Source organism: Streptacidiphilus carbonis (assembly GCF_000787775.1).
Classification (GTDB): domain Bacteria; phylum Actinomycetota; class Actinomycetes; order Streptomycetales; family Streptomycetaceae; genus Streptacidiphilus; species Streptacidiphilus carbonis.
The window spans coordinates 89256-113707 of record NZ_BBPM01000021.1; the positions used below are offsets into that span (position 1 = coordinate 89256).

The window sequence follows — 24452 nt, forward strand, 5'->3', positions numbered from 1 at the left end:
CCATGGTGTCGCCGCTCTTCCCGCTCGTCCGCCCGCTCATCCGCTCCGTCGCTGCATCGTAGGAGGTGCGGCACCGCGGAGCAGTACCTCCCTGCAGTGTTCAGGCCACCCGTTCCAGGTCGGCGAGGAGAATCTGGTGCTGCAGCGGCAGTCCCTCGACCAGGGGTTCGACTTCTTCGACGACGGTACGGCCGAGCCGTTCCAGTTCATTGCCCTGGGAGCCGGCGATGTGCGGGGTGAGCAGGACGTTGGGCAGCGTGAAGAGCGGGGAGTCGGCCGGCAGCCCGCGCTCCCAGCAGCCTTCGGTGACCAGGCTGCGGATGCTCCCCGCCGCGTGCGGCACGGCGCGCAGCCGGGGGGCCGCGGCCAGTACCTCCGCGTCCGGCTGCGGGCAGCCCCAGCCGGTGACCAGGATCTCGGTGCCCTCCAGCGCCATGGCCGCGGCGGACCGGCGGAAGTCGCGGACCACCAACGAGTCGTCGACCTCGACCAGTTCCTTCAGCCGGTTCATCAGCCGCAGCGGGAACAGTCCGGAGAGGTGCTCGGGCGCGATGGCGAACAGCGCGGTCGCTCAGCCACGGTCCCTGCTTCCCGGCGTGGTACGGACGGTGGCCTGAGCCGGGCGGACCGAAGCTGGGCAGGGGGGTCATCGCGCTCCTGAGCTGCGGGCCCGGTCTTCGAACCGGGAAGGGGAACGTTCAGAAATCGCTTTCCAAGCTAGCGAGACGGCCACTGCGGGTCAACGGGGCGGTCCCGGAAGATCTCAAGGGAAGCGGTCGAACGGCTGGTGAGCAGCGGTAATGGTGGTCACGTGGCCATTCCCAGGGCCGGGACCCGGGAGTTTTCGCTGTACGACATCTTGCCCGACCGGCAGCCCACCCCTAACTTGCGTAGAGACCGATTTCTATCGCACCTCCAGGAGGAGTTCGATGAACGGCAGACCGGCCGCCATGGCCACCGCAACCGCAGTGCTGCTCTCGATATCGGTCCTGGCGGGTTGCTCCAGCGGCGCCAAGACGGCCAAGTCGAGTGGTCCGGTCACCATCGAGTACTGGAGCTGGGAGGAGTCGCCTACGGTCGATCCGGTGGTCGCCAAGTTCAACGCGACCCACAAGGACGTCCAGCTGAAGTTCGTCAAGGAGGCCGACAACCCCGGCACCCAGCAGAACGTACGCAACGCGGTGGCCGCCCAGAAGAACGTGCCCTGCCTGGTGCAGAACTTCGGCGAGGCGCCGTCGCTGGCCTCCGAGGGGCTGGCCGACGACATCACCGCCGACCTGGACCCGTACCTGAAGCAGGGCCTGTTCGCCCAGTCGGCGCTCGCCTCGGCCCAGGCGGGAGGCAAGTACTACGCGGTTCCCGGCGGCTCCACGCCGGCGTTCATGGTGATCAACCGAAAGCTGTACGACCAGTACGGCGTCGCCGTCCCCAAGACCTGGGCCGACGTGATCGCGGCCGGCAAGGTGTTCAAGCAGCACGGCATCTATGTGATGAACCTGGCCGGCGAGGACCCGAGCACCCTGATCAACCTGGTCCAGCAGGCCGGCGGCAGCTGGTACCGGATCGACGGCGACAAGTGGAAGGTCGACTTCCTGTCGCCCGAGTCCCTGAAGGCCGCCTCGGTCGTGCAGCAGCTGATCGACGACAACCTGGTGGCCCATCAGACCTACACCGACAAGCCGGCGCTGATCAGCTACTTCGACTCCGGAAAGATGGTCTCGCTGCCCACCTCCACCTGGCAGTTGGCGTCCTACGAGCTGAACTACAAGAAGTCGCTGGGCGACTGGGAGCCGGTGGACCTGCCGCAGTTCACCGGTGCCACGAAGTTCGTCACCCCGAGCCACTCCCCGACCAGCGGGGTGATCGTTCCCAGGGGCTGCGCGCATGTGAAGGAGGCCGTCGAGGCCGGGGTCTGGCTGAACACCTCCAAGGACGCCATCAATGCCTCCTACCAACAGGACACCGGGCAGTACACCTGGCCGGGCGCCATCCCCGACCCCTCGCCGTGGGTCGACTCGGTGGTGCCCGACAAGCTCTTCGGCACGCACAAGTCCGAGGCCGGCGGCGTCATCCTGAAGGCCGCCAGGAGCGGCAGGGACACCTGGGTGGCGGGCCCCGACTACACCGGCATGTTCGCCGAGCTGCAGGACCAGTGGGCGAAGGTCGTCACCAAGCAGACCACCCTGCAGGCGGCACTGCAGCACATGCAGCAGTGGACGGTGGCCGACCTGACGAGCAAGCACATCAATGTGGAGGGCTGACGCGGTGGTAGCCGACGTCCGCAGTGCAATCCCGACGGCACCGAGGCTCCCGTGGAAACGGATCATGGCGCTGAAGGGAGCCTCCTTCACCGCCCCTTTCTTCCTCGGGTTCGCCGTCTTCACGCTGGCGCCGATCGTGCTCGCGCTGCGAGAGAGCCTCTACACCAAGGAGAGCGCAGGGCTCGGCTTCGGCCCGGCGACCACTAGGTTCAGCGGCTTCGCCAACTTCTCCCGGGGCTTCCAGGACACCGCGTTCTGGTCCGCGATCCTGCGCGTCGCCCTGTTCGCCGTTGTCGCCATCCCCACCATCATGGTGCTCAGCCTGGCCATGGCGCTGCTGCTGGACGCACTGACAACCCGCCTGGCCGGACGCTTCCGGGTGCCGCTGCTCATCCCCTACATGATCCCGGGCATCGTCGCGGTGCTGATCTGGATCTACCTCTACAGCCCGGTGGTGGGCCCGCTGACCCCGTTCTTCCACCTGTTCGGGATCAACGCGGACTTCTACAGCGGCAGCATGGTCTGGATCTCCATCGGCAATCTGCTGGCCTGGAGCGGCATCGGCTTCAACATGCTCATCGTCTACTCGGCGCTGCAGGCCGTGCCACGGGAGATCTTCGACAGCGCCCGGGTGGACGGGGCCTCCGAATGGCGGATCGCCTGGTCCATCAAGGTCCCGCTGGTGCGCCGGTCGCTGGTGCTGATCACTGTGCTGAGCATCATCGGCACGCTGCAGATCTTCAGCGACCCGATGCTGTTCCGCACCATGACGCCGGAGACCGTGACCCGCGACTTCACCCCGATCATGGCGATCTACGACTGGGCCTTCCAGCAGGGCGAGTTCAACTACGCCGCCGCCCTCTCGATCATCCTCGCGACGGTGGTCGGCACCGTGTCCGCCGTCTTCTACAAGCTCACGAACAGGGCCCCGGTATGACGTCGACGCTCCAGCCGCCACCCACCGCCGCCGACCCCACCGCCCGGGTGCGGGCCCTGCGCCGGCGCACCGCACCCGGAGCGGTCCGGCACGGCCGACGCACCAAGGTGCTGCTGCTGACCGGACTGACCTTCTTCACCGTCTACGCGCTCGCGCCGGTGTGGTGGCTGATCGTCGCCGCCACCAAGGACCAGAACGACCTCTACACCACCAACGGCCTGTGGTTCGCGCACCTGAGCCTTGGCGACAACCTGCGCCAGCTGTTCACCTACCAGGACGGGATCTTCCTGCGCTGGATGGGCAACACCGTCGTCTACGGCCTGGTCAGCACTACCGGTATGACGGTGATCTGCGTCGCCTGCGGATACGGGCTGGCGATGTACCAGTTCCGGGGCCGGGGCGTGCTGATGGGCTGCGTCATCGGCTCCTTCCTGGTGCCCGGCGCCCTGCTCACCATCCCCTCCTTCCTCCTGTACAGCGACCTCCAACTGATCGACACCCCCTGGGCGATCATCGTGCCCGGCTGCTTCAACTCCTTCTCGGTCTACCTGGCGAAGGTCTACGCGGAGGGGGCGATCCCGCCCGAACTGCTGGAGGCGGCCCGGATCGACGGCGCGGGGGAGTACCGCATCTTCTTCCGGATCGGCTGCCGGCTGATGTCGACCGGCGCCGCCACCGTCTTCCTGCTCGGCTTCGTCGCCAACTGGAACAGCTTCTTCGGACCGCTGATCTTCCTGCGCAGCCAGAGCAGATGGACCGTCATGCTGGGCCTCTACTCCTGGCTCAAGGTCAAGACGGACAGCTCCACCGACCTGACCGGCATGGTCGTCGTCGGCTCGATCGTCTCGCTGCTGCCGATGGTGATCCTGATGATCTCCCTGCAGCGCTACTGGCGCTCCGGGATCACCCTCGGAAGCCTCAAGTAACCATGACCCCAGGGAGAATTCGTATGTGGCAAGATCCGACGGCCAGACCCGGAAGAGCCCGCTGGTGGGCGGCCGCAGCAGCACTGTTCGCCCTGCTGGTGGCACTGGTGCCGGCGCTTCCGGCGGCGGCGTCGACCGTGGCGGCGGCACCGGTGGCGACGGCGTTTCCCGCCGTCGTACTGAACCAGGTCACCAGTAGCGCCGGCTTCGTCCATCCGGGGATCGCTGTGAGCGCGTCCAACCTCCGACTCGCGCGTCAGGAGGTGCTCGACAACCAGGAGCCGTGGGCCTCCTACTACGCGGCGATGGTCGGCACCTCGTACGCGTCGGCCACCCTGACCCCCGTGAACCACAGCTCACAGGTCGACACCCCGGGAACGACCGCGTTCAACTCGCAGGGGGTCGAGGCGAAGTTCATCGCGGACGCCTTCGGTGCGTACACCCAGGCGATCCAGTACTACATCACCGGCAACCCGGTGTACCGCGAGAACGGCATGCACATCATCCGGACCTGGTCGCACATGGACCCGGCCAAGTACGCGGCCTACGCCGACGCGCACATCCACGCCGGCATCCCGCTGATGCGGATGCTCGCCGCGGCCGAGATCTTCCGCTACTCCACGGTGAATCCCACCGCGGGCGGTTACGACACCAGCTGGACCGACGCGGACACCGGCAATCTGACCACCAACCTGATCACCCCCGTCATCAAGACCCTGCTGTACGGCAACACCTTCTTCATGAGCCAGCAGTCCTACCCGCTGGTCGGCGAGCTGGCCGGCTACATCTTCAGCGACGATCGGGCCGGCTACGACCAGGGCGTCGAGTGGTTCTCCGTCAACTCCGGAAACCCGGACACCGACACCAACGGGTCGCTGATCGACCTGATCCCCAGGATCAGCGCCAAGGACCCAGGCAACCCCTACGGCTACTCATTCGTCCAGGAGCAGGAGATGGGCCGCGACCAGGCCCACGCCTGGGACGGCATCAACGCCCTGACCGAGATCGCCCGACTGCTCACGGTGCAGAACACCAAGCTGGACCCGGTGGCCGGCACGGTGTCCACCAAGAAGAACGCGGTGACCCCGTACGCCTTCGGCAGCGACCGGTTGCTGGCCGGTACGGACACCTTCTACGCCTACATGATGGGGAGGACCATCCCCTGGATCGACACCACCGGCGGTCCCGGAAAGCCCTCCGAGGCGTACCGGGGACGGCAGTTCGACCCCATCGACGAGCTGTACAACATCTACAGGTACAGCCTGGGCGTCAATGTCCAGAAGCAGGCCCCGAACGTGGCGAAGATGGCCCAGCAGGCCGACGGACCCGAGTTCTACTGGGGCACCAGCCTCTACAACTTCTGGAACAGCAACCCGGACTACAACCCCGACTACTGGCTCTCGCTGCCCGAGCAGGTGGCCGGGCAGGTCCGGCCCACCCAGCCCAACGCCCTGGTGCAGGTGGCCGACCGGAGCATCCCGCTGGACAGCCGCTCCAAGGTGCACTCGGTCGACGGGCACGACGTGGTCCGGATGCAGGCGTCCAGGAAGGGCACCAGCATCGCGGTCCGCACGCTGATGTACGACAGCCAGAACGGCTACAGTCCGGTCGGGGTGCTGATCCGGACCACCGGCCCGGCGACGCTCCAGATCCGCAAGAACATGTCACTCGCCCCCTACCACACCGTCAGCCTGCCTGATACGCACGGCCAGTGGCGCTATGTCGTCTACGACATGGACTACGCGGTGGTCCCCGGCAGCACCGGGGGCGCGAACCTGGCGTACTACACCGTCGTCGGCGCCTCCGATGTGAACGTCGACATCGACAGCGTCAACCTGCAGGCCAAGGCCCAGCTCACCCCGCCGGCCTTCGCGCAGGGGCAGCAGACCACGCTCATCGGGGTGGCCGGCGAGACCCTCAGCCGGTCGCTCGCCGCGACCGACGCGGGAGGCGACGTCCTCAGCTACGAGGCCCCCGCGCTGCCCGAGGGAGCGACGGTCGACACCGCCACCGGGGCCTTCAGCTGGACGCCGACGGCCTCGCAGGCGGGCACCGCGCAGCAGACGGTCGTCGCCTCCGACGGCACGGTCGACACCGTCCTCAACGTCACCCTGGTGGTAGCCCGCGACCGGCAGAGCGCGCTCACGTCTGCACAGACCGGATTCGACGCCAAGGCGACCTATGTCAGCACGACGCTCGACGCGTTCCATGCCGCGGTCGCCGCAGTCCGGTCCACCATCGGCACCGCCGACGACAGCACGTTCCTGGCCGGCCTGGCCACCGTGCAGCGGGCGGTGCAGGCGCTGCGACTGCTCAACCCGACCCTCGCCGACGACGGCTCGCTCGACTACCCGGCGCTGGTGACCTCGTCGCTGCCCTCGACCGCCCTGGGGAACATGGTCGACGGTGACGTCAACACCTACTCGGGCGACCTGAAGGCCCCGTTCACGGTGGACTTCGGCGCCGGGTTCCGGGTGACGGCCAGTGCCTTCGGGCTGCGGGCCCGCTACAACTTCGCCAACCGCTCGCAGGGCGCCAATGTCTACGGCTCGAACGACGGCCGGACCTGGACCCAGCTGACCTCGAAGGAGACCACCGACACCACCCCGGGCTTCGCGATGGAGACGATCCCGGTCCGGAGCGAGGTGCAGAACCAGTCCTATCGGTTCTTCAAGGTCCAGGTCGACGACCCGGGCGTGGCCACCGACCCCAACTATCCGGGAATCTCCTCCTTCAGCGAGTTCCGGATCCACGGGGTCAGGGCCGAGGCGGTCCAGACGATCTCCTCGGTGCACCTGTCGTCCGACGACACGGTGGCGGGCCAGGCCGTCAACGGGGACACGGTGACCCTCGACCTGGTGGCCGCACAACCGCTGGCCGCGCTGAAGGCCACCGTCGAAGGCGTCGCCGCGACGGTCACCAGCACCGACGCCGAGCACTGGAAGGCCACGGCGGTACTGCCGGAGAACGTGGCCTACGGACGCGCCCTGCAGTTCACCGTCGACTCCACCACCGCCGACGGCCGGATCGGCGCGACCGTCTTCCAGAGCACCGACGGATCCGCGCTGCAACTGTGGAACACCCATGTGAGGGTCGCCGCCGTCTCGCCGTCCTGGGTCGTCGCGTCCACCCCGCAGTGGCCGGGCACGGGCACGGCGGCCGCCAACGGCTGGCGGATGTTCGACGGCGACATCACCACCTCCACGGACACCACCGCCTCCAACGGCTGGGTGACGGTCACCCCGACCGACGGCTCCTCGCTGAGCTTCGACGCGGTGCGGATCCACGCCCGGGCCACCTACCCGAGCCGGGCCAACGGCACGGTCGTGCAGGGGTCCACCGACGGCGGCGCCACCTGGCAGACGCTGGTCACCATCTCCGGCGTGACCAGCGACCAGCAGTGGTACACCTTCACCCCGCCGCAGCACGAGTCGGTACCCATGCTGCGGGTCCTGGACGACCACGGCGGCAACACCGACCTCGCCGAGGTCCAGCTGCTGCAGTTCGACCAACTGCCGCAGTAGCAGCGGGACAGGCAACTGGAACTGAGCAGCCGGCGGTGCATGCTGGACCTGGTCCGGGCGGCTGTGCGCGGAGAGCGGTGGTCACGCGGACCGTCCCCCCGCCGCCGGGCGGCGGCCTGGTCCGACCGTGACGGCGCCGACCGGGGTGTCGCAACGCCGGCGAAACAGCCCGCCGTGCACCATGTGCTGTTCGGCAGGGGAACCAGGAGGGGCGCGGAATGCGGATTCTGATCGTGGAGGACGAGCCGCTGCTGGCCCGTACGGTCGCTGCGGGGCTGCGTGAGGAGGCCATGGCCGTGGACGTCGCCGGCGACGGCGCCGAGGCGCTGGAGCGGCTGGCCGTCCACGACTACGACGTGGTGGTGCTGGACCGGGATCTGCCGGGCGTGCACGGGGACGAGGTGTGCCGGCAGCTGACCCGGTCGGGAGCGACCTGCCGGATCCTGATGCTGACCGCGGCCCGGAGCCTGGACGACACCGTCGCCGGCTTCGGGCTGGGCGCCGACGACTATCTGGCCAAGCCGTTCCGGTTCCCCGAACTCGTGGTGCGCATCCGCGCCCTGTGCCGTCGGGGGCCCAATGGCAGGCCGGTCGCCCTTGAGGCAGCCGGCGTGCGACTGGACCCGCACCGTCGCGAGGTGGTCCGCGAGGGGCGTGAGATCCGCCTGACCCGCAAGGAGTTCGGCGTCCTGGAGCTGCTGCTGGCGGCCGACGGCGGCGTCGTCAGCGCGGAGCAGCTGCTGGAGAAGGCATGGGACGAGAACGCGGACCCGTTCACCAGCGCCGTGCGGATCACGATCTACTGGCTGCGACGCAAGCTGGGGGATCCACCGCTGATCCACACCGAACCCGGAGTCGGCTACCGGCTGGCGGACCGGTGACCGCGCGTGGGGCCGGGCTGACCATCAGGACGCGGCTCACCCTGATCTACGGCGTCTCGTTCACGCTCGCGGTGACCCTGCTGTCGGTGGGGGTGTACCTGTTGACGTCGACCGTCCTGACCGCTGCGCCCACGCCCGCAGTGCCGGCGACGGGGCCGGCGGCCGGGTCCGGGCAAACCTCGGACACCTGGCACGGCGTGCTCCTGTCGGCTGTGGTCGCGCTGGTCTTCGGCATGGCCGTGGCGTCAGTCCTCGGCTGGACCGTCGCGGGCCGGATGCTCGCGCCGATCAGGCGGATCACCGCGGTCGCCCGAGAGACCGCCTCGCACGACCTGCAAGCACGGGTCGCGCTGGACGGTCCGCAGGACGAGATCAAGGAACTCGCCGACACCTTCGACACCATGCTGGCCCGGCTGGAGCGGACCTTCCAGGCCCAGCGCCGCTTCGCCGCCAACGCCTCGCACGAGCTGCTGACCCCGCTGACCATCAGCAGAACCCTCCTCGAAGTGGCCGCCGCCACACCAGGCAAGTGCGACGTGGGCGTCCTCACCGACACCCTGCTGGCCATCAACAGCCACAGCGAGCACCTGGTGGACACCCTGCTCGACCTGGCCCGCGCCGAGCACGGCATCGCCGCCGCCGTACCGGCGGATCTCGCCGCGGCCGCAGAGACGGCCCTGGCGGAGACCCGCGCCGAAGCGAAGGACCGGGACCTGGCGATCGAGGTGAGGTCCGCCCCGGTCCGCGTCGACGGAGATCCCGCGCTCCTCGAACGCCTCGCCGTCAACCTGCTGCGCAACGCCGTACGGCACAACCACGACGGCGGTCGGGTCCTGGTCCATGTCGTGTCGGACCAGGACGGACCGGTGCTCGCCGTGTCCAACACCGGCCCGGAGGTTCCGGCCGGCCTCGTCGACGGACTGTTCGAGCCGTTCGTCCGCGCTGCTCCCCGTACCCGGGGCAGCAGCCGGGACAGCCACGGACTCGGGATGGCGATCATCCGTGCGGTGACCGAGGCGCACCACGGCACCGTCACCGCGCAGGCCAATCCGGGCGGCGGACTGACCGTCAGCGTCCGCTTCCCAGCGCCGTCGAGCACCGAACGCTGACGCGGCGCAGGGCGCAGGCGTCCACTCGGGGCGGGTTGGCGGCAGCGCTGGCGGTGCTGCCCTGGATGCGCGCGTCCGGGTCGGGGCGGGTGGCACGGCCGACCCGATGGTGCGTCATGTCAGTTCATATTCGGGGGTCCATATCGATGACGCAGGCCGTCGGAGCGGCACCGAACGCGGACGAAACCCCGGCGCTGACTGAATGGGTCCACCAGGGCGGAACGCGCCGTCCCGGTGGACCTCGGTCCCGCAGTGAAGGGAAGTACGAAATGAGCAAGATCAAGCGCAGGGCGGCGGTCGCAGGCGGTGCCGTGCTGGTCAGCGTGCTGGCCGGGGCGGGTGCCGTCTACGCCGCGTCCCCCGGCGGCAGCCACGGCTGCGGCTCGGGCACGTCGTTGACCAAGGCGGTCGGACCGAACGGCAGCACCGCGAGCGACGCCAAGGGCGCCTCGGACGGCGGACCGCTGTGCGTCGCACCGGTCGCCCCACTGGCTCCCGTCTCCCGCTGACGGACCGACGCGGCGCCGGGTCCCCCGGCGCCGCGTCCCTTGGGGGTTTCCGTGAATCTCTGACGGTTCGGGGCGAGCACAGGTGAGGGGCCCGTCTCCCGGTCGTGGTGGGAGACCAGTACCCGCCGTGGGACGATGGGCGGGTGCTGTTGCGTATCGAAGGCTACGACCTGCCGGGACGTCACTGCGGACCCGGACCGGACTTCCCCGGGGCCGGGAACGTCCACGTCGCCGTGCAGCGCAAGGACAAGCCGGGCGAGCTGCTGGACCTGCAGCCGGGCGACGCGGACGCGGTGTCGTGGGATCTGGAGTGCGAGCCGTTCACCGACTCGGAGGGCCTGCTGACGCTGCGCGGCCGCTACATCCAGAACCGGTTGGGCGGCCGTTTCGTCTACCTGTCCTGGGGCGAGGTGGGCACGGACGGCGGCTTCCGGATGTTCCGCCGGGCCAAGCTGCTGCTGTCCGGCGTCGAGCCGGACGTCATGGCCGCGGCGGCCGGGACCGGCCTGCTGCTCGCGAGGGTCCGGATGGCCGACGCCAAGGGCAACCCGGTCTGCGCCAGGCCCGACGTGGAGTGGAGCGCGCCGCACACCGCAGCCTGACCAGCCGCCAGGTGTGCGCAGCCGCTCACCGGGGTTCCTGGTCTTACCGGGGGAGGTCGGCGGTCTCGATGGTCCAGTCGCCGATGGGGACGATGTCGCCGTACTTGTAGGGGATCTGGATGCTGTAGGCGGGGCGTCCTTCGATCGTCTCGATCTGGTAGGCGTGCAGGCCGGTGCCGTTACGGGGATCGACGATCAGGTGGTGCGGGATGCCCACGGCCGGATAGCCGCGCATCTTGGCGACATAGTCGTTCCGCTGTCGGCGGAGGCCGGGCCCGGCCGAGCGGACCCGGCCTGGTGAGCGGCCTACGCTGGGGGTATGGCACTCGACCTTTTCGCAGGCATCCCGGTCACCGACTACACAGCTGCCCTGGCCTGGTACGAGAGGCTGCTCGGCACTCCACCGACCTTCTTTCCGCACGACACGGAGGCGGTCTGGGGACTCGCGGAACACCGCTACCTGTACATCGTGCAGCGGCCGGACGGGGCGGGAAGCGCGATGCACACCGTCATCGTTGACGACATCGACACCCGGATCGCCCAGATGGCCGAGCGCGGACTGGAGCCGACGACCCGTCAGAGCTATCCGGAGGGCATGTGCAAGTTCACCTTCCACGATCCGGACGGCAACGAGATCGGGTTCGGCGGGGTCTCGCCCTGAGCGGTAGCGCTGGGCACGGAAACCGCCCCGACCGGTGCCGGCCGGGGCGGTCCGCACTGCGCGGTGGCCGCTACTGGGCCACGATGCCCTCGCCGCCGGCCGCGCCGGGCACGGTGACCGAGCCGACCGGGGTCAGCGAGCCGCCGGCGCCCACGCGGTACTCGTCCACGACGCCGCTCGCGCCGGTCTGGGCGTAGAGGTAGCGGCCGTCCGAGGAGGCCGCCGCGTCGACGGTTCCGCCGTCGGTGGCGGTGTTGCCGAGCGGGGTGAGGCTGCTGTGCGCACCGGTCGTGTAGCCGGAGAGGCTGCCGCTGCCCGCGTTGGAGGCGTACAGGTGGTTCCCGTCCCTGACGATCCAGCAGGTCGCGGCCTGCCCGGTGGCGGCGGGGGCGCCCAACGCCGTGACCCTGCCGTCGCGACCCACGGTGAAGGTCGCCACCGCGTTGCCGCCGGCCTCGGTGACCTGCAGCCGGCCCGCACTGTCGAACACGAAGCCGAAGGGCACGGCGCCGGGCTCGGTGTTCACCACCGGGGTGGCCGCAGGGGCTCCGGAGGCGCTCAGCCGGAACACGTCGATGCTGTTGGCGGCCGCCTTGGTGGTGACCACGAGCCGGGTGCCGTCCGGGGTGAAGGCGATCTCACCCGGCGTGTGGGTGAACTGGGGAGTGGCGGACGGGTCCAGTCCCAGGCCCCGGTTCCAGGAGGGGATGGAGACCAGTCGGTCACCGATCCGCACGAACCCCTGCACCGAGCCGCCGCCCAGGGCGTTGGCGACGTAGACCAGGTTGCCGTGGACGGCGACGCTGACCGGGAAGGAACCCCCGGAGGCTATCTGCTGGGTGCGCCGGAGCCGGTCGCCGTGCACCGCGAACACGGTGACGGTGTTGCTTCCCGCGTTCACGGCGTAGAGCAACTGGTGCTCGCGGTCGTAGGCGAGCGAGCCCTGGGAGGCGAGGTGGTCCACGGCCGAGCCGGCCAGGACGCCGCCCAGGCCGCCGGTGGCATAGCTGCCCGCCGCGGTGAGGGAGCCGTCGGCGGCCCGGTCGTAGGCGACCACGGTGTTGCCGCCCGGGTTGTCGGTCTGCACGAAGACCGCGGAGCTGTGCGACCCGGTGTGGAACGGGGTGGCCGCGGAGGCGGGGGCGGCGAGCCCGACGGCGGCGGCGAGCGCGGCGCCGGCTGCGGCGGTGATCCGGGCGGTACGGGCGGGAGTCATCATCAATCTCCGTAGCTGGAACGGCAGTGTGGACTGACCGCAACGCTAGGTCGGATCAGGGCGTAGTATCGCGACAAATACGGCATATCGCATATCCGTTCGCGCCCCGTAAGGAGTCGACTCCGCATGACGACGTCATCCGCCGCACCGCGGCGGCGTCCACCTGCATCAGCCGGCGCCGCCGAGGCCCGGGACGGAGTCTCCTGACGGGCTGTCGGCTTCGGGCTCCCGGTCCAGGAACTCGATGACGGTGACGGCGAACAGCACGGCGAGCACGATGCCGACCACGACCCAGCCGGTGGGGTAGGACCACAACGCCAGGGTCAGGCCGCCGGCCGCGAGGGCGGTCCACACCAGCCAGCGCTTCCAGCGGTGCACGAAACCGGGCACCGGTCCCAACCGCAGACCCATCTGCTCCCCGGCGTCGCGGGTGGCGCCGATACCCGCGGACCAGAGCGACCGCAGCTGTGCTGCCCGGCGGCCGGGCCCGGAGAGCCAGGCGCCTAGGGCGACGGCGATGCCCAGCACCGCGACCGAGCGCACCGCGGTGCGCAGGAAGCGCACCAGCTGGTCGAAGACGGCGGCTGCGGCGTCGGAGGCGACCGTGGCCGGAAGTCTGTCCAGGTAGATCGCGCGCCCGACCACCAGGCCCAGGCCGAGCAGCAGCGCCCCGGCGGCGACCAGCACGGCGGCGGTGACCAATGCCCGACGCCTGCGCCGGGCCAGCCAGACCGCGAGTGCGGCCAGCAGGACGGTGAGTACGCCGAGCCAGTCGCCGAGCAGCTGCAGCAGCCGGAACCCGGTCCTGGCGGCGCTGATGTGTTCGGCGTCGAAGACGGTGAAGGAGGTGTGCACGGTGGGGATCTTCGCGGCGATGGTCACCCCGGAGTCGACCAGTCGCTGCTTGACCTGGTCGATGACGGGTGCGAGGTCGATGGTGACGCTGTTGTCGGTCAGCCGCACCGCGCCGCCGCCCTTGCCGGTGAGGGCCTTGACCATGCTGGTGTGGATGCGACGGTTGGCGTCGGTCCAGAAGGTCCGGAACCAGCTGCTGGAGACGACCGCCAGCGTCTGCTTCTGGACGAAGCCGGCCAGTGCGCTCTCGATGGGCGTGCCCAGCCGTCCCAAGGCCCGGGTCAGCAGCGGCCGGTCGGTCGGCGCCACCTGCTCCAGCAGGGTGTTCAGGTCAAGGTGCTGGGAGACTGCTGTGCCGGCCCGGGCGGCGATCGCCTCCTGGACCGCCGGGCTCTCCACCAGCGGACCCATGGTGGCGACGTAGCGGTCGGTGTCACCCATGATGCTCGCGGTCCAGGAGGCGACCACCGCCAGCGGCGTCAGGATGAGCACCAGCGCCAGCAGGATCCCTGCTCCGGTCGAACGCAGCCGGTGGTGCGGACGGGAGAGCTCGGCCACCTGGTGCCGCAGCCGATCGAGCTCCGCCTCGTCAGCGCGTCCGGGTTGCCCGTCCACGGTGCCCTCCGATCCGTCGTCGTACCCGGCAGAGATCCAGTCAACGGGCCCGTACCGGAAGCAGCGAGCGGGGTTGACCCGTTGGGAGATCCTGCTGACGGACCGTTTCAGTGGGTGCTGAAGCCGACGATCGCGGCGACCGGTGCAGCCAGGAGGACGAACGCGACTGCCAGCAGCGGCCGCACGGGCGCGTGGCAGCGTGACCGGAAGGGCATCGCCGAGCCCGAGCTGATGGTTCCCCAGGGCATGGCCCTGTTCGGCCGCCTGAGCGGGTCGCCGTCAACACGGCCTCGGGTCGGCCGCCGTCCACCGGACGGAGCACTCGGATGGTCGGCGCGGCCCGGTCCCGCGAGAGTGGCCGGGAGTGCCGCAGTGCGCGGCACCGCACCATGGTCCGGTCGGTCGCAACGCCGGAAGGCCGGGAAAGGGGAGCTGGACATGGCCCAGGACGACCGGTCGAAGGAAGCCCAGGCGGGGATCGCCGCCGGAAACGAAGCGGTACTCAAGCAGTACCCCTTCGAGGACACCAGCGACTTCGACGATGCCGCCCGGGGCCTGCTGGGCACCCTGGAGGACGGACTCATCCCCGGTGCCGACGGGAAGCCGGTGTGGGACCTGAACGCCTATGCCTTCCTGGACCAGGACTGCCCGCCCACCGCCAACCCCAGCCTGTGGCGCCAGAGCCGGCTCTCCTCCGGTCACGGCCTGTTCGAGGTCGTCGAGGGCATCTACCAGATCCGCGGGTTCGACCTGTCCAACATGACGGTGGTCGAGGGCGAGCGCGGGGTCCTGGTCATCGACCCGCTGATCTCCACCGAGACCGCAGCGGCGGCTCTGGCCCTGTACCGCGCCCACCGCGGCGACCGGCCGGTGACCGCGGTGCTGTACACGCACAGCCATGTGGACCATTTCGGCGGCGTCAAGGGCGTGGTCAGTGACGAGGACGTGGCCGGCGGGATCCCGGTCATCGCTCCCGAGGGCTTCCTGGAGCACGCGGTCCGCGAGAACGTCTACGCGGGCACCGCGATGGCCAGGCGTGCCGCGTACATGTACGGCGCGGCCCTGCCCACCGGTCCGCAGGGACAGATCGGCACCGGTCTGGGCCAGACCACCTCCACCGGCACGGTGAGTCTGATCCCGCCCACGCTCACGGTCACCCGTACCGGGCACACCGAGACGGTCGACGGCATCCGCATGGTCTTCCAGCTGACCCCGGGCACCGAGGCCCCGGCCGAGCTGAACATCCACTTCCCGGACCGGTCCGCGCTGTGCATGGCCGAGAACGCCACCCACAACCTGCACAACCTGCTGACCCTGCGCGGCGCGGAGGTCCGCGACCCCCGGGTCTGGGCGCGCTACCTGGCCGAGGCGGTCGAGCTGTTCCTGGACGGTACCGACGTCGCCTTCGCCTCCCACCACTGGCCGGTGTGGGGTCGGGAGCGGGTCCAGGAGTTCCTGTCCGAGCAGCGTGACACCTACGCCTATCTGCACGACCAGACCTTGCGCATGCTCAACCAGGGGCTGACCGGATCGGAGATCGCCGAGCGGATGCAGATGCCGCCGGCCCTGGAGCGCGCCTGGCACACCCACGGCTACTACGGCTCGGTCAGTCACAACACCAAGGCTGTCTACCAGCGCTACCTGGGCTGGTTCGACGGCAATCCGGCCCACCTGTGGGAGCACCCTCCGGTCGAGGCGGCCACCCGCTACCTCGCCTTCATGGGCGGTTCCGACCAGGTGCTGCAGAGTGCCCGCAAGTCCTTCGCGGAGGGCGACTTCCGCTGGGTGGCCCAGGTGGTGAACCATGTGCTGTTCGCCGAACCCGACAACGCCGAGGCGCGCGGACTGCAATCGGACGCCCTGGAGCAGCTCGGCTACGGCAGTGAGAACGGTCCCTGGCGCAACTTCTTCCTGATGGGCGCTCTGGAACTGCGTCACGGCCCGGTCGGCACCCCGACCGTTGCCGCCTCGCCGGACCTGATGGCCGCGCTGACGTTGGACCAGCTGTTCGACGCCCTCGCCATCCGGGTCGACGGCCCGCGCAGTTGGGACAAGACCATCACCGTGCGCTGGAACCTGGAAGGCGGCGAACGCATCACGATGCGTCTGCACAACGGCGTGCTGACACACGCCTTCGGTGACAGCAGGCCGGCCGGCGACCCGGATGTGGAGATCACCCTCGCTGAGGCCGACCTGCGGGCGGTCCTGCTCGGTGTGGTCCCGGCGGCGGATCTGACCGGGCGGGCGCGGGTCTCCGGCGACCCGGGCAGGCTGGCCGAACTGCTGGGCTGTCTGAGCGCCCCCGACCCCGACTTCGCGATCGTCACTCCCTGACGCCGGCCCCTCCACCTGTGGAAGTCGACCTGTGGTGAGGCGACAACGTGCTGAGGCGGCCACGTGCTGAGGCGGCCGCGTGGGGATGCGACAGGCGAGTCCGGCCCCTAGGCTGCCCGATATAGGGGCTTTGTTCCTATTAGTGATCGTCAATGAGCAGAAGGGCGGTACGCCGATGCCAGACGGACTCAGGGCGGACACAGTCGGTCCGGTCGATGTGGCCGCCGTCGCGTTCCCGGGAAACCGGTTCAACGGCGACGTCGCCCCCGCGCTGCGGGAACTGCAGGACAGCGGGACCGTCCGGATCCTCGACCTGACCTTCGTCAGCAAGGGCGCCGACGGTTCGACGGCGGTGGTGGAGCTGGAGGACGCGGGCCTGGCGGATGCCTTCGACAGGGTCGCGGTGCGCGAGTTCGACCTGCTCAGCGCGGAGGACCTGAACTCCGTGGCGGAGTCGCTGCCGGCGGAGTCCTCGGCCCTGGTGGTGGTCTGGGAGAACACCTGGGCCGCGCGCCTGACCGCCGCACTGCGCGGGTCGGGCGGCCAGGTCGCGCTGCTGGAACGCATTCCGCGCGACACGGTGGTCGCCGCGATCGAATCCCTGGAAGAGGAGTAGACGGTCATGATCCGCAGAAGGATGGGACGCCCGGGCCTGCTCGGCACCGTGGCCCGGACGGCCGTGGTGGCCGGAACTGCGAGCGCGGTCTCGGGCCGGGTCCAGCGGGGTGCGGCCGAACGCAGCGCCGGGCAGCAGGCGCTGGCCGAGCAGCAGGCCATGGCCCAGCAGCCGGTTGCCCCGCCGGCTCCGGCGGCGCCCGCCCAGGACCGGGTCTCGCAGCTGACCGCGCTGGCCGACCTCAAGGCCCAGGGTGTGCTGACGGAAGCCGAGTTCGAGAGCGAGAAGGCCAGGATCCTCAACGGCTGAGGTGCCGCCCGGCTTGCGCGGTGCGTTGGTGCCGCTACCCCCACGCGCTTACGTCGTCCAGCAGGCTCTGCAGGAATCCGCGTGACTCGTCGGCGTCCAACGAACGCCGGGACAGGTACTGGAAGCGTTCGAGGTGGCCCTCGACGACCTCTGGGACGCTCTCGAACCCCTCCCGGTACCCCTCGACGAACACCAGTCGCTCGACCGGCCGTTCGAGGTCCAGCGCCATGAACGCGGCACGTCCCTGGGCCGGTTCGGTGAACGGCAGCACCCGCACCGTGAACCGTTCCGGGAGAGCCAGCAACTGCCCGATCTGTCCGCGCATCACCTCGGGACCGCCGACAACCGAGCGCAGCGCGGCCTCGCCGATGACCGCCTGCACCGGCACGCCGCCGCGGGCCCGTGCCTTCCGCTCCTCGTGCACCTCCCGGTACGCGGCGACGGCCTCCGGCGTGGGCTGGCCCAGCGGCCCGGAGAGCAGGGCCATGGTGTAGTCGCCGGTCTGCATCAGCAGCGGGACGACGGTCGGGGCCCAGCAGTAGATCATGGTGGCCCGCCGCTCGGCGGCGGCGACGGCGGTGACCGCAGGGGCGACCCGGATGACCGGGGTCCGGGACCGGGCGGCCGCGCGCAGCCGGACGTCATGCGGCTTGTCCGCGCGATTGCCGCCCGCTGTGATGCAGGACTGGTGCGGGAGTTGCCCGCACTGGGGGCATTCATGCAGCAGAGCCGCGCCGACTTCCACCTCTTGGATCTGGTTCATGGAGACCATCCTGCGACGTGGGTGACCACCTGTCAGCCGGTGCCGGGGGTGAACCTGCCACAGCGGACGATCGGACTATGCCAGCAGCTGATGCGCCGGTCGCGGCCGGTCTCACGGGCTGTCAGCCGCGGTTGGTTCCGGGCTCGTGCCCGGGTTCCTTCGCAGGTCGAGGGGTCTCGCGCCAGGCCGCCATCGCGAAGTCCCACTCAGGACCGCTGAGGGCGGTGAGCGATGCGGGGAAGAGGCCGTCCTCCTCCTTGGCGATGTGCTGGTGCAGACCGTCCAGTGCGGTCAGGACCAGGTCCGCGTCGCCGGGGTCGCCGAGGTCGGCGGCGGCCAGCAGGGCGTGGAGTTCGCGGTGTTCGCGGACCAGGTCGTCGATGTACGCGGTGTACTCCGGGTCCTGGGCCATCACGGCGAACAGGCCGTCCTCCTCGCCGCGCCAGTGCGCGGACAGCTCGGCGGAGATCCGGTCCACCAGCACCCGGGCCGTCGCCGTCCCGCCCCGCTGCAGCGCGCGCCGGAAGTCCCCGGCCAGGTTGGTCACCGACTCGTGCTCGGCGATGAACTCCCTGATCAGCGGGATGTCGCGGCAACCGCAGTAGTGGCACACCTCGGAGTCTGCTCCCTGACATTTCGGCCATGTGCGTCGTTTATATGCCGCACAGGGCCGAAATGACCGGCAGTCAGCCGGCCGGGCGTGTCCGCCGGTTGCGGGGCCGGCCGATGGTCCGTGCCGTCGTCAGGACTCCAGTGCGGCGCGGATCAGCCCCCGCAGTTCGTCGTCGGTGACGTCGGCCGCGTCCTGCGGACGGAGCCGGATGGTCGCCTTGCCGTGGAGGAGTGCTGGATGGCGGGCGATGAATTCGGCATCCGCACCGGCGCCCCACCCGTAGATCGAGATGCCGTGCTTCCAGGCCCCGACGTGCAGCTTCCGCTTGCCCACCCGGTAGGTCGGCATCCCGTAGGACAGCACGGGCGCCGCCCCGGGGTACGCCTCCAGGATCAGCCCGCTCACCCGGTCGAACAGCGGGCGGTGCTCGGAGGGGATTCCGTCGATGTAGCGCTGCGCTTCCCTGTCCATGCGACCATTCTGGCGGCCGACCTCCCCGGGCGCCTGCGGGCTGCCCGGTTCACTTCCTGGCGGGCAGGGCCAGCCACTCCTGCCAGGAGAGGTCGCGGCCGATGCAGCGGGGGTGCCGGAACGGCCAGTCGGCGGCTATCCAGTCGGGGACCAGGGCGTCCAGTGCCTTCTCGACCTGTGTGCCGACCAGCTCGTCCACCACCCACCAGGACAGCTCGGCGTCGGCGTCCTGCTTCTCCGGCGGGTCGATGTAGACGCAGCCCAGCAGCGCCGTCTCGTCGGCGTCGAACAGCGCGTAGTTGAAGGACTGGTGGGCGTCGGCCTCGCGCTCGTGCCGGGCCAGGTCCTTGCGGTCCTCCTCCTCGGTCATCGTGGCCGCGGGCCAGCCCCATGCCTCGCCGAAGATCGACCAGAGCCGCTCCCGCGAACCCATCACGGCCGGGTAGTCGATTTCGGTGTCGGTGGCCCGGATCGGACGCAGGTGGTAGCCGTCGAGCACGGGGACGCGGAGGGGGTGGACGAAGTCTTCGGGCAGCCAGGTCATGGGCGTGAAGACTACCCAGGTGTGGATCAGCTGCGTCAAGGCGCCCCGGGGGTCGTGGCGCCGGGCAGGGGCTGCGCCGACGGCGGGCCCGTGCGCGGGCGGCGTGCCGTTGCGGTCATCCTTCAGATGTACCCCGGCTCAGCACAGGAGCTGACGTGCCGCCGGACGGACGGCGCTACTCTCGCCGCGTCGGGAGCAGGTCAACCGCGAGAGGGCGTAGAAGTCATGATCGAGGCATCAGGCCTCACCAAGAGATACGGCGAACGGCTGGCCGTCGACCAGCTGACGTTCGCCGTCCGGCCGGGCCAGGTCACGGGCTTCCTGGGGCCGAACGGGGCCGGCAAGTCGACGACGATGCGGATGATCCTCGGTCTGGACGCCCCGACCGCCGGGAGCGTCACCATCGACGGAAAGCCGCTGGCCGCGATGGCGCATCCGATGCGCGAGGTCGGCGCGCTGCTGGACGCCAAGGCGATCCACGGCGGGCGCTCGGCCTACAACCACCTGCTGTGCCTGGCGCAGACCAACGACCTGCCGAAGAGCAGGGTCGCGGAGGTCCTGGAGCTGGTCGGCCTGAGTGACGTCGCCAGGAAGCGGTCCAAGGGCTTCTCGCTGGGCATGGGCCAGCGGCTGGGCATCGCCGGCGCGCTGCTGGGCGACCCCAAGGTGCTGATGTTCGACGAGCCGGTGAACGGGCTGGACCCGGAGGGCATCCTCTGGATCCGGAACCTGATGAAGGGACTGGCCTCGGAGGGCCGCACGGTCTTCGTCTCCAGCCACCTCATGTCGGAGATGGAGAACACCGCCGACCACCTGATCGTCATCGGCCAGGGCCGGTTGATCTCCGACTGCACGGTGCAGGAGTTCATCGACCGCAACTCCGCCCTCCAGGTCAGGGTGCGCACCACCGAGCCGGAGAAGCTCGCCGAGCTCGTGGACACTGCGGGCGGCCGGGCGAAGCCCGGCGCCGACGGGACGCTGCTGGTCAGCGGTCTCGACCTGACGCAGGTCGGCGACCTCGCGTTCGACAACGGCGTCCGGATCCACGAACTGTCGCCGCTGCAGGCCTCGTTGGAGCAGGCGTTCATGGAACTGACGAAGGACAGCGTGGAGTTCCACGCGACGGTCCCGGCGGCGCAGCTCGCGTCGGCGGACGGAAAGGTCGAGGCCGGATCATGACGACTCTCACCGCTGTCGGCCTTCCGCCGGCCACCGGCCGGGCCGGTTTCGGCGGCGCCCTGCGCTCGGAGTGGACCAAGATCCGCTCGGTGCGGTCCACGGTGTGGACCCTCCTGGCGACCGCGATCGTCACCATCGGCATCAGCACGCTGTTCGCCTGGGGCTCGTCGGGACACACGGACATCCAGGACGTGCCGACCTTCGACCCGGTCCGCAGTGCGATGTTCGGCATCGTCTTCGGCCAGCTGGTGATCGTGGTGATCGGCGCGATGACGATGTCCAGCGAGTACGCCACCGGGATGATCCGCACCTCGCTGACGTCCATGCCGCGCCGCGGGGTCGTCTTCGGCGCCAAGCTCTCGGTCTTCACCGGCGTGGCCCTGGTCACCGGCCTGTTCTGCAGCTTCACCTCGTTCTTCATCGGCCAGGCGTTCTTCGCCAAGGTGTCGGTCCATGATTTCCGGGGGCCGGTGGGTGCCAAGGGCCCGGGGCCGGCCGGCCATCCGGTCATCACCATCCATGACCTGTCGACGACGATCGGCGCACCGCACGTCCTGCAGGCCGTGATCGGCGGCGGCCTCTACCTCGCTGTCAGCGGCCTGCTCGCCTTCGGCCTCGCGGCGCTGCTGCGGCACACGGCCGGCGCGATCACCGCGGCCATCGGCGTGCTGTTCGTGACCTTCATCATGGCGCAGTTCCTGCCCTCGGACTGGGCCAAGCACGTCGACAAGTGGGTGCCGTTCTTCGCCGGCGGCCAGCTGTGGGGCCTGCGCAAGCTCGGCGACGGCAGCATCCCGATGCTGTCACCCTGGACCGGGTTCGCCGTCTTCGCAGCGTATGCCGCGGCCGTCATCGTCGCCGGGGCGGTCCTGTTCAAGAAGCGCGACGCCTGACGTCCGCGCGGACCGGCATCATCCGGGTGTCGTACCGCCGTCGGTTCATCTCTCCGGCGCACAGGAACAGCACCGCGCCGGAGAGGAGGAGGCCTGCGACGAGCGCCGGCTCCTGGTTGGCGTGGTGCCAGAACGGGGCTCCGACGATGCCGATCGTGCAGCCGACGGCGGTGCCGATCGCGAAGTAGGACACCGGCCGGGGGCGCATGCGTCCCGCGACGGCCGCGGCGGCGCCGATGAGCACGGCGGCGACGAGGGGCTGCCACCAGTGGGCGGTGGCCTGGTCGTCGGCGTGCCGGGCCGGCAGCGCGATCCCGGCGAACAGGATCAGTGTGTAGATGATGCTCACGATGGCGGCCGTCCCCCTGGAGTACTGACTGACGGGTCCCATGATGTCGACCGGGAGGGCGCGGCGCCACAAGGCCCCGGCCGGAGCGGACTCAGCGCAGGACCACGGCCATCTGGCCGTAGGTGGCGTAGCCGGAGGGGCTGATCGTTCACGCCAGGGGTGCTCCGTTCGCGGGGCACGTCGAGGCGGGCGAGAGGGTGACGCCAGGTCAGGTCCGGTGCGGCGGCAGCCCCGGGAGCAGGCAGAGCCCGTACATCCTTCACACGACGCGGTCGCAGGCCCCCCGATCTTTGTGGCTTCTGCCAGTACGGGCCGAACGCCGGGCGCGGAGAGACTGCCCGGGTGTCCCAGGCCGGGACACCACGACGGAGGGAGTCCGCGGTGAGCGGTGCGCAGCAGACGTACGACGAGATCGGTGAGGCGTTCGAGGGCTTCAAGAGCCTGCCGCTGGCCCGGTACGTGGAGGCGCCCAGCTTCCTCGGCATGGTCGGGGACGTCACCGGCCGGAAGGTGCTCGACCTGGCCTGCGGCACCGGCTTCTACAGCCGTGAGCTCAAACGGCGCGGAGCGGCGGACGTGCTCGGCGTCGACATCTCCGGTGAGATGATCCGCGCCGCCGAGGGCATCGAGCAGGCCGACCCGCTGGGGGTGCGCTACCAGGTCGGCGATGTGGCCGACCTGTCGCTGCCGGGGGAGCGGTTCGACATGGCGACCGCGGTGATGCTGCTGAACTACGCGGAGACCGTCGCCGAATTCGAGCACCTCTGCCGCAAGGTGCACCAGAGCCTGAAGAGCGGCGGTGAGTTCCTCATGCTCCACCAGACGCCGGACTACGACTTCTCCGGGCCGTCGCCGCGCCCGTACGGGTTCCTCACCGAGCTGACCGGCGAGCAGGCCGGCACGGGGCCCCGGGTGAGGGTCACCGCTCTGTTGGAGGGGGCGCCGATCACGTTCACCTCCGGTCTGGCACGCCGCGAGGTGTTCGAGACGTCCCTGGCCAGGGCGGGGTTCCGTGGGATCACCTGGGTGCCGACCGAGGTGTCGCCCGCCGGGACCGCCGCATATGGTGACGGATTCTGGGAGGACTACCGGGCCAACCCGGCGTTCGAGATGCTGCGCTGCCACGCCTGAGGCAGATCCGCTCCGTTTCAGCTGTGGCTCTATGGATCTAACCGTCGTTACACTTCTAGTGTGATGGAATTCGACGGAGGTCCGATGACCACCCCACCGCCCGTGCCCGCCCCGGGAGCCGCCACGTGAGCTCCTGGGTTCTCTTCCTCACGGTCTTCCTCGCCTGCACGGTGGAGGCCGTCGAGGCGCTGACCGTCATCCTGGCCGCCGGGACCGCCCGGCACTGGGGCTCCGCCCTCCAGGGGGCCGGCGCCGCACTGGTCGCCCTCGCCGCCACCGTCGCGGTCCTGGGCCCGGCCGTCTCGCTGATCCCGATCAACGGGCTGCGCCTGGTCGTCGGCGCGCTGCTGCTGGTCTTCGGCCTGCAGTGGCTGCGCAAGGCCGTGCTGCGCGGCTCCGGCCACAAGGCCCTGCACGACGAGACGGCGGCCTTCGCCGACGAGGTGGAAGCCGCCCGCGCGGCGGCGGGCGGCGGGCGCGGCGCCGTGCGTGACTGGTACGCCTTCACCCTGTCCTTCAAGGGCACCTTCCTGGAGGGCCTGGAGGTGGCCTTCATCGTGGTCACCTTCGGCAACAACCAGAAGGACGTGCCGGTCGCCGTACTCGGCGCGCTGGCCGCGGTGGTCCTGGTCGCCGCCGTCGGCGTCGCGGTCCGCGCACCGCTGGCGAAGGTCCCGGAGAACACCATGAAGTTCGTGGTGGGCACCATGCTCACCGCCTTCGGCGTGTTCTGGGCCACCGAGGGAACCGGGGCCCACTGGCCCGGCTCGGACACCTCGCTGCTGGTGCTGGTCCCGGTGGTGGCCCTGGTCGCGCTCGGCTGCACCGCCGTCCTGCGCCGCAGCGGCCCCGGCGCGAAGAACTCCGGGGGCACCCCCTCCGGCGCCCCCGTGGAAGGAAGCCTGACGTGACCCTGCTGCGCACGTTCGCGATGTTCTGGTACGACTTCATCGTCGGCGACGACTGGCGGGTCGCCGTCGGCGTGGTGCTGGCCCTGGCGGCGACCTACGGCCTGGTCCGGGGCGGGGTCGACGCCTGGTGGCTGCCGCCGGTCGCGGTGGTCCTGCTGCTGGGGCTGTCGCTGCGCCGGGCGGTGCGGTCGGCCCGGCGGGGGTGAAGCGCGCGGTGGGACGGGGGTGAGACGGGGGACGGCC

The 24452-nt window shown here is 70.1% G+C and carries 26 protein-coding genes; 17 read left to right on the forward strand and 9 right to left on the reverse strand.

The window, feature by feature from the left end:
- Positions 1-100: 100 nt before the first annotated feature.
- On the reverse strand, positions 101-511 hold the full coding sequence (locus TR46_RS18605) for a Rossmann-fold NAD(P)-binding domain-containing protein (protein WP_042402299.1): 411 nt from the start codon (positions 509-511) through the stop codon (positions 101-103).
- Between the two features lie 418 nt (positions 512-929).
- Between TR46_RS18605 and TR46_RS18610 the strand changes: the two genes are divergently transcribed.
- From TR46_RS18610 to TR46_RS18645, 8 genes are all read left to right on the forward strand, one after another.
- The gene (locus TR46_RS18610) at positions 930-2261 is read left to right on the forward strand and encodes an ABC transporter substrate-binding protein (protein WP_052432914.1); all 1332 of its coding nucleotides are present in this window, start codon (positions 930-932) and stop codon (positions 2259-2261) included.
- 64 nt (positions 2262-2325) lie between these two features.
- Positions 2326-3198, forward strand: coding sequence for a carbohydrate ABC transporter permease (locus TR46_RS18615; protein WP_042402302.1), 873 nt, complete (start codon positions 2326-2328; stop codon positions 3196-3198).
- Positions 3195-4124 (forward strand): carbohydrate ABC transporter permease, encoded by a 930-nt coding sequence (locus tag TR46_RS18620; RefSeq protein ID WP_052432915.1) that lies wholly within the window; start codon positions 3195-3197, stop codon positions 4122-4124. Before TR46_RS18615 ends, TR46_RS18620 begins: the two co-directional genes overlap by 4 nt.
- 23 nt (positions 4125-4147) lie before the next feature.
- Complete coding sequence (locus tag TR46_RS18625) at positions 4148-7648, forward strand: putative Ig domain-containing protein (protein WP_052432916.1); 3501 nt, start codon at positions 4148-4150, stop codon at positions 7646-7648.
- 218 nt (positions 7649-7866) lie between these two features.
- Complete coding sequence (locus tag TR46_RS18630) at positions 7867-8529, forward strand: response regulator transcription factor (protein WP_042402304.1); 663 nt, start codon at positions 7867-7869, stop codon at positions 8527-8529.
- Positions 8526-9638: a sensor histidine kinase gene (locus TR46_RS18635; RefSeq protein ID WP_042402307.1), complete on the forward strand. Its 1113-nt coding sequence runs from the start codon at positions 8526-8528 to the stop codon at positions 9636-9638. The genes TR46_RS18630 and TR46_RS18635 overlap by 4 nt, the downstream gene beginning before the upstream one ends.
- Before the next feature lie 269 nt (positions 9639-9907).
- Entirely contained in the window at positions 9908-10147 is a 240-nt protein-coding gene (locus tag TR46_RS18640; protein ID WP_042402310.1) for a hypothetical protein, read from the forward strand.
- Between the two features lie 143 nt (positions 10148-10290).
- Positions 10291-10749, forward strand: coding sequence for a DUF5990 family protein (locus TR46_RS18645; protein WP_042402314.1), 459 nt, complete (start codon positions 10291-10293; stop codon positions 10747-10749).
- A gap of 43 nt (positions 10750-10792) precedes the next feature.
- On the opposite strand, the gene TR46_RS18650 is transcribed toward TR46_RS18645, so the two are convergent.
- On the reverse strand, positions 10793-10984 hold the full coding sequence (locus tag TR46_RS18650; RefSeq protein ID WP_052432917.1) for a hypothetical protein: 192 nt from the start codon (positions 10982-10984) through the stop codon (positions 10793-10795).
- 84 nt (positions 10985-11068) lie between these two features.
- On the opposite strand from TR46_RS18650, the gene TR46_RS18655 reads away from it, so the two are divergent.
- Positions 11069-11410 (forward strand): VOC family protein, encoded by a 342-nt coding sequence (locus tag TR46_RS18655; RefSeq protein ID WP_042402316.1) that lies wholly within the window; start codon positions 11069-11071, stop codon positions 11408-11410.
- Between the two features lie 70 nt (positions 11411-11480).
- Here the strand turns inward: TR46_RS18655 and TR46_RS18660 are convergent, their stop codons facing one another.
- Entirely contained in the window at positions 11481-12629 is a 1149-nt protein-coding gene (locus tag TR46_RS18660) for a lactonase family protein (protein ID WP_042402318.1), read from the reverse strand.
- A 165-nt stretch (positions 12630-12794) separates the two neighbouring features.
- Positions 12795-14096, reverse strand: coding sequence for a hypothetical protein (locus TR46_RS18665; RefSeq protein ID WP_052432918.1), 1302 nt, complete (start codon positions 14094-14096; stop codon positions 12795-12797).
- 438 nt (positions 14097-14534) lie between these two features.
- Here TR46_RS18665 and TR46_RS18670 point away from each other — a divergent pair, with 438 nt between their 5' ends.
- The 3 genes from TR46_RS18670 (at position 14535) to TR46_RS18680 (ending at position 17355) form a co-directional block, all read left to right on the forward strand.
- Positions 14535-16430, forward strand: a complete 1896-nt coding sequence (locus TR46_RS18670; RefSeq protein WP_042402320.1) for an alkyl/aryl-sulfatase — start codon at positions 14535-14537, stop codon at positions 16428-16430.
- 175 nt (positions 16431-16605) lie between these two features.
- Positions 16606-17046 carry a DUF6325 family protein gene (locus tag TR46_RS18675; protein WP_042402321.1) on the forward strand — a complete coding sequence of 147 codons (441 nt, stop codon included), beginning with the start codon at positions 16606-16608 and terminating at the stop codon, positions 17044-17046.
- 6 nt (positions 17047-17052) lie between these two features.
- Positions 17053-17355 carry an SHOCT domain-containing protein gene (locus TR46_RS18680; protein ID WP_236655381.1) on the forward strand — a complete coding sequence of 101 codons (303 nt, stop codon included), beginning with the start codon at positions 17053-17055 and terminating at the stop codon, positions 17353-17355.
- A 34-nt stretch (positions 17356-17389) separates the two neighbouring features.
- Here the strand turns inward: TR46_RS18680 and TR46_RS38090 are convergent, their stop codons facing one another.
- The 4 genes from TR46_RS38090 to TR46_RS18700 all read right to left on the reverse strand — a co-directional run bounded on the left by TR46_RS38090 (position 17390) and on the right by TR46_RS18700 (position 19746).
- Positions 17390-18118 carry a DUF5753 domain-containing protein gene (locus TR46_RS38090; RefSeq protein ID WP_052432919.1) on the reverse strand — a complete coding sequence of 243 codons (729 nt, stop codon included), beginning with the start codon at positions 18116-18118 and terminating at the stop codon, positions 17390-17392.
- A gap of 121 nt (positions 18119-18239) precedes the next feature.
- The gene (locus TR46_RS18690; protein ID WP_042402327.1) at positions 18240-18731 is read right to left on the reverse strand and encodes a hemerythrin domain-containing protein; all 492 of its coding nucleotides are present in this window, start codon (positions 18729-18731) and stop codon (positions 18240-18242) included.
- 129 nt (positions 18732-18860) lie between these two features.
- Positions 18861-19202, reverse strand: a complete 342-nt coding sequence (locus TR46_RS18695; protein ID WP_042402330.1) for an iron chaperone — start codon at positions 19200-19202, stop codon at positions 18861-18863.
- A gap of 49 nt (positions 19203-19251) precedes the next feature.
- Positions 19252-19746: a GNAT family N-acetyltransferase gene (locus tag TR46_RS18700; RefSeq protein ID WP_042402479.1), complete on the reverse strand. Its 495-nt coding sequence runs from the start codon at positions 19744-19746 to the stop codon at positions 19252-19254.
- 225 nt (positions 19747-19971) lie between these two features.
- Here TR46_RS18700 and TR46_RS18705 point away from each other — a divergent pair, with 225 nt between their 5' ends.
- Both TR46_RS18705 and TR46_RS18710 read left to right on the forward strand, forming a co-directional pair.
- The gene (locus TR46_RS18705; protein ID WP_042402332.1) at positions 19972-20925 is read left to right on the forward strand and encodes an ABC transporter ATP-binding protein; all 954 of its coding nucleotides are present in this window, start codon (positions 19972-19974) and stop codon (positions 20923-20925) included.
- Positions 20922-21818: an ABC transporter permease gene (locus TR46_RS18710; protein WP_042402334.1), complete on the forward strand. Its 897-nt coding sequence runs from the start codon at positions 20922-20924 to the stop codon at positions 21816-21818. Before TR46_RS18705 ends, TR46_RS18710 begins: the two co-directional genes overlap by 4 nt.
- On the opposite strand, the gene TR46_RS18715 is transcribed toward TR46_RS18710, so the two are convergent.
- The gene (locus TR46_RS18715) at positions 21799-22209 is read right to left on the reverse strand and encodes a hypothetical protein (protein ID WP_152626560.1); all 411 of its coding nucleotides are present in this window, start codon (positions 22207-22209) and stop codon (positions 21799-21801) included. The two genes, TR46_RS18710 and TR46_RS18715, sit on opposite strands and share 20 nt — an antisense overlap.
- Positions 22210-22548: 339 nt before the next feature.
- Here TR46_RS18715 and TR46_RS18720 point away from each other — a divergent pair, with 339 nt between their 5' ends.
- The 3 genes from TR46_RS18720 to TR46_RS18730 all read left to right on the forward strand — a co-directional run bounded on the left by TR46_RS18720 (position 22549) and on the right by TR46_RS18730 (position 24415).
- A complete protein-coding gene (locus tag TR46_RS18720; RefSeq protein WP_042402339.1) occupies positions 22549-23298 on the forward strand; it encodes a class I SAM-dependent methyltransferase in 750 nt (249 codons plus the stop codon).
- 125 nt (positions 23299-23423) lie between these two features.
- Complete coding sequence (locus tag TR46_RS18725) at positions 23424-24209, forward strand: COG4280 domain-containing protein (protein ID WP_042402341.1); 786 nt, start codon at positions 23424-23426, stop codon at positions 24207-24209.
- Positions 24206-24415, forward strand: a complete 210-nt coding sequence (locus TR46_RS18730; protein ID WP_084718698.1) for a hypothetical protein — start codon at positions 24206-24208, stop codon at positions 24413-24415. Before TR46_RS18725 ends, TR46_RS18730 begins: the two co-directional genes overlap by 4 nt.
- Positions 24416-24452 lie beyond the last annotated feature (37 nt).